Below are 4,706 nucleotides of genomic sequence, written 5' to 3'. Positions count from 1 at the left end.
TCACACCGGTGACCGTCCGGCAGGCTACGACCCAGACAGTGATCACGAGCAATGGATCTCCGGCGATTGCTGGAAGCGTCGTGACCTTCTCGATTACCGTCACTGGTTCGGGCGGAATTCCGGCGGGCTCGGTAATTGTCAAAGACAACGGGGGCCCCCTTGCAACGGTTTCGTTGAATGGCGGTAGGGCTACCTTGTCAGTCGCCACTCTCTCTGTCGGGGATCACCTCATCACGGCAGACTATGCGGGTGACGCAAATAATACCGGATCTAGCTCGAATACTTCGCAGAAGATCGTGCAGGCGACGACCACCCTGCGGGTGGCTGCGAGCGCAAACCCCACGGTAAGCGGTCAGCAGGTTTCACTCGTGGCTACCGCGACCAGTAATGGCGGAGTTCCTCCAGGCCAGGTGCAGTTCCTGGATGGCGGTGTGGCGATTGGGACGGCAACTCTCAATGGCAGCGGAGTTGCAAGCGTGCAGACGTCGTCCTTGACGCCGGGGATTCACACCATCACTGCGGTCTACGCGGGCAATGCAACGTATACCCCAGCAACGTCGACTGCGCTTTCCCTGACGGTGCTACAAGCGATCACGGTCGCCGTCGTGTCCGATACCAATCCTTCGATTGCCGGCCGCAGCGTGCAGTTTACAGCGACTGTCACAGGAGGCAGCAATCTCACGGGAACGGTGACGTTCAAGGATGGTTCGGCATCGCTCTCGACAGCTCCCTTGCAGAACGGCGTGGCTACTTTCTCGACCGCGAACCTTGCAGTAGGCACGCATTCCATTACCGCCACATACAGCGGCGATAGTACAAATGCTTCGGCCAGCTCTCAAGTGTGGCCGCAACAGATTACTTCCGCGACGACGACCGTGCAGGGGGCTCCCAGCGCGACAACCCTGATCTATGGTGCGGCACTCACGGTGCAGGTCCAGGTGACGGGCAACGGCGGCGATGTTAGCGGGCAGGTGACGTTGCTTGACGGCGCAACATCTGTGGCATCCGGGACGCTTGGTGCCAATGGTGCGGCGACCCTGATCACGTCTTCGCTCACGATCGGGCCGCATACGCTCATCGTTCATTACGCCGGCGATGCGAAGAATACGGCGGCTGATTCGTCATCCATTCAGGTATTGGTACGACAGAACAGCCAGGTCGCACTGGTATCAAGCCTCAACCCGGCGCTTACGGGACAGGCAGTGGTGCTGACGGCGAAGGTCACCAATGTAGACGGCAAGCCGACGGGATCGATCACGTTCCTCGATGGTGGCTCATTGCTTGGACAGGCCACGCTGGATGCAAATGGCAATGCCAGCATCTCGAGCGCTACGTTGGTTGCAGGCAAGCACGWTATCACCGCTCAGTACAGCGGCGATACGCTCAACCTGACGAGCTCCGCAGCGCTGACGCAGGAGATGGATCTACGGCCCACGACAACCGGCCTGAGTGTCTCTGCCACTTCGTTGCAGACCGGCCAGACCGTCACTCTGGTGGCAGTGGTACGGGGCACGGGGCCGGTGATGCCGACCGGTGCTGTCCTCTTCAGCTCGGGTACGACAACGCTTGGCACTGCCACTGTTGATACGAATGGTCTTGCAACCCTGACGGTATCGCCGTCAGCGGCAACGTACCATGTGGTGGCGACATACAGCGGAGACTTTCTGTATGCCGGCTCGGCCTCATCATCGACCGATGTGGTGGTTTCTCAGGCGCAGCAGTTTACCCTTGCATTGTCCCCGTCAAAGATCAATCTGACCGGCGGCGATCATGCTACGGTAACGCTGTCTATCGCCTCGTTGAACGGCTTTAGCGACACGCTGAATCTCGGATGTAATGGTCTTCCGTTTGCCGCAACCTGTACGTTCTCGCCGAATTCGTTGAAGTTGGGCGCGAACATTACACAACAGGTACAGCTCCAGATCGATACCGGCAATCCGCTGGGCGCGGGAGCGTCCGCGAGTGTACGCAGGACGGACACACCGATTCTGGCTACGATCCTGTGGCCTGGCGCGACCGTACTTGGTCTATTGGGTATGGGCATGCGTAAGCGCCGCCGCTGGCTGGGAAGTCTGCTGATGGCCCTGGCAATGATCGGTATTGCCGGCGGAATGACTGGTTGCACTGGCGCTCTGCATACCAATACGACGCCGACTGGCTCCTATACCTTCCAGGTCACTGGAGTTGGAACGACCAGCGGTGCGAAACAGGCGATAGACGTCACTCTTACGGTGGGGCAGTAATCATGCGGCTGTGGTTCGCCGCGATCGCGGCTCTATCGATAGCTTTGGGATGCAGTGTGTCTGCGGACGCGCAGGCCGTTGCCGCGGGAAGGGGCCCGGGTCCGCACGTGATGGCCGGCGGCGGACTCAGCATCTTTCAGTCTGACTATGGTCAGCGTCAGCTTGGCGGTGTCACCCTGTGGGGTGACGCCAGCATCAGCCACCGCTGGGGCATAGAAGGAGAGGCGCGCTGGTTGCGGCTTCATAACGATCCCAATGGAAGCAACCAGTCAACGTATCTCGCCGGTCCACGCTTCAACCTCATGACCCGTAACGTGCGGCCGTATGTAAAGGGTTTAGCCGGCGTCGGGCACTTCAACTTTCCCTTTGGTTATGCGAACGGCAACTACTTCGTCGCCGCTCCTGGAGGTGGGGTGGAGTGGTATCACAAGCGCTTTGCCGTGAAGGTGGTGGATGTGGAGTACCAGATGTGGCCGCAGTTTTCGTATGGGGCGATTCATCCGTATGGGATCTCGACGGGTATTACCTTCCGTCTATGGCAGGGTAAGTCGATGATGTCGGAGCAGTAGGAATTGAGCGCCACAATATCGGGTGCCCCACATACCAGGGTCCCCAGCGAACAAAGTTCGCTGGGGTGGATACGCGAAGCTTATGTGGAGGTATCGAGCGAAGCTCGATCCGCTTTTCCGCTCAGAGAGAAAGCATGGGGAGAGAAGCAGATTTCTCCGCTGCACTACGAAATGACAAACAAAAGGTTCGAGCTGCGCTCGAATGCCCACGTCCCAAAATCGGGACATGGGGCACCCGGTGTATGGGTTTAATGCATGACCTCGGCTTCGCGCAGGAAGTCGTAGCTGGCTGAAGGATTGGGATGGATGTTGGTGACGCGGCGGGAATGGACGACCGTGTTGTCCAGATACCAGAGATTTACGCCGGCGGCGTCTTCTGCCAACAACTGTTGAATGTGAACGTAGATGGGACGGCGCTTTGCCTGGTCGGGCTCAACAGATGCCTCTGCAATCAGTCTGTCCACTTCAGGATTGCTGTAATGGCCACGGTTCGCGCCCTTGGGCGGGAAGCTCTTTGAGGAGACGGTGTAGCGGAAAATGTCCGGATCTTCGTTCGATCCGATCCAGCGCAGGCCGTAGATCTGGAAGGCTCCTTTGGTGACGTCCGCGTAGAAGGTGCCGAACTCGTTCGAACGGATTTGCAGGTCAATCCCGACGGCGCGTAGTTGCTGTTGCAGGATGGCTGCCAGCAGACGGGTGGTCTCATCGGTCGAGGTCTTCATCGTCAACTGAAAGCGCGATCCATTCGGCCGCACCGGGAAGCCCGCAGTGTCAAGAAGTTTGCGGGCGCGCTCAGGGTTGAAGGATAAGTCGGGTAGCTCCGTAGCTGCTGCCTGTGCCCAGTGGCCGTTGGGTAGAAGCGATGCTGCCGGGCGCGCATGATCGCGGAAGAGCGCGTGAAGGATGGGCTGACGATTGATGGCGAGCGCAATTGCCTGCCGCACCTCGCGATGCTTCAGCAGGGTGTCGTTACAGTTGAAGTTGATGTAGTTCAGGATGGAGCCGGGGCCTACATCGGTAATGATCTCTTTCTCGTTGCGCATCGCCCACACCATATCCTGCGTGATGACGTTCGAGGCAATGTCGGCGGAGCCTTTGCGCAGCTCCAGGGCAGTCGTCACAGCATCGGGGATGACGGCAAAGCGTACGCGCTCGATCTTTGGTACCCCTGACCAGCTCTGCGGATTGCGTTCGACGACGACCTCTTTGTCGACCACCTGAGAGACAAAACGGAAAGGGCCGCTGCCGATGGGCGCCGCTCCAAGCTCTTTGCCGCTGCCTCGCGGGACGATGCCGAAGAGGCCGTCGGAGAGATTGAAGAGCAGGGAAGCGTCGGGCTTATCGAGGTGCAACACCAGGGTGTAGGGATCGGGCGTCTCAACCTGCTTGATGGCGGAGAGGCTGGCTCCCTTGCTGGTAACGATGGAACCATCCTGCAAGGAACGGATGGTGTAGGCCACGTCTTCGGCGGTGAGTGGGCGGCCATCATGGAAGGTGACGCCGTGGCGGATGTGGAAGACCATGCGCGTGGGCTCGGGCTGCTCCCAACGCTCCGCGATCCAGGGCTGCGGGTTGTAATGCTCGTCCTTGTGGACCAACGGATCGAAGATCAGTCCGCCGATACGTTCCGACTGTGCGTCGGTGCCAATGCGGAGGTCGAGGTTGTTCGGGCTCGACTCGATGACCATCACCACCATGTTGCCTTCGGGCTTTGTACGGCAGCCTGTGGCAAGCGTAAGTGCAATGAGAGGCAAGGCGGTAAGTAGCCTAGCGTGCATCCGTTACCCTTCCCAGGACGACAGGTCGCGATGCGCCGGTGGCAGAAGGAACATTGCCCGGCAGGTCATGCCAGGTGAGCCACGCCAGCAGGGCAAAGGCTGCTGCCTCCTTGGCC

Annotated in this window: 4 protein-coding genes; 2 read left to right on the top strand and 2 right to left on the bottom strand. The window is 59.5% G+C overall.

The features are described 5' to 3' along the window. Both AB4043_RS15195 and AB4043_RS15190 read left to right on the top strand, forming a co-directional pair. Window positions 1-2,243, top strand: a 2,243-nt coding sequence (locus tag AB4043_RS15195) for a beta strand repeat-containing protein (RefSeq protein WP_442307422.1), incomplete at its 5' end; no start/stop codon positions are given. A 2-nt stretch (window positions 2,244-2,245) separates the two neighbouring features. Further along, a complete protein-coding gene (locus tag AB4043_RS15190; protein WP_442300078.1) occupies window positions 2,246-2,812 on the top strand; it encodes a hypothetical protein in 567 nt (188 codons plus the stop codon). 248 nt (window positions 2,813-3,060) lie between these two features. Here AB4043_RS15190 and AB4043_RS15185 read toward each other — a convergent pair whose 3' ends face one another. Next, window positions 3,061-4,590 (bottom strand): ABC transporter substrate-binding protein, encoded by a 1,530-nt coding sequence (locus tag AB4043_RS15185; RefSeq protein WP_442300077.1) that lies wholly within the window; start codon window positions 4,588-4,590, stop codon window positions 3,061-3,063. Beyond that, a partial coding sequence (locus AB4043_RS15180; RefSeq protein WP_442307423.1) for an anhydro-N-acetylmuramic acid kinase occupies window positions 4,580-4,706 on the bottom strand: 127 nt, incomplete at its 5' end. The genes AB4043_RS15180 and AB4043_RS15185, both read right to left, overlap by 11 nt.

The organism is Terriglobus sp. YAF25 (genome assembly GCF_052113305.1).
Classification (GTDB): domain Bacteria; phylum Acidobacteriota; class Terriglobia; order Terriglobales; family Acidobacteriaceae; genus Terriglobus.
The sequence above is the reverse complement of the archived record's forward strand: the minus strand, read 5'-3'. Positions and strand labels throughout refer to the sequence as shown.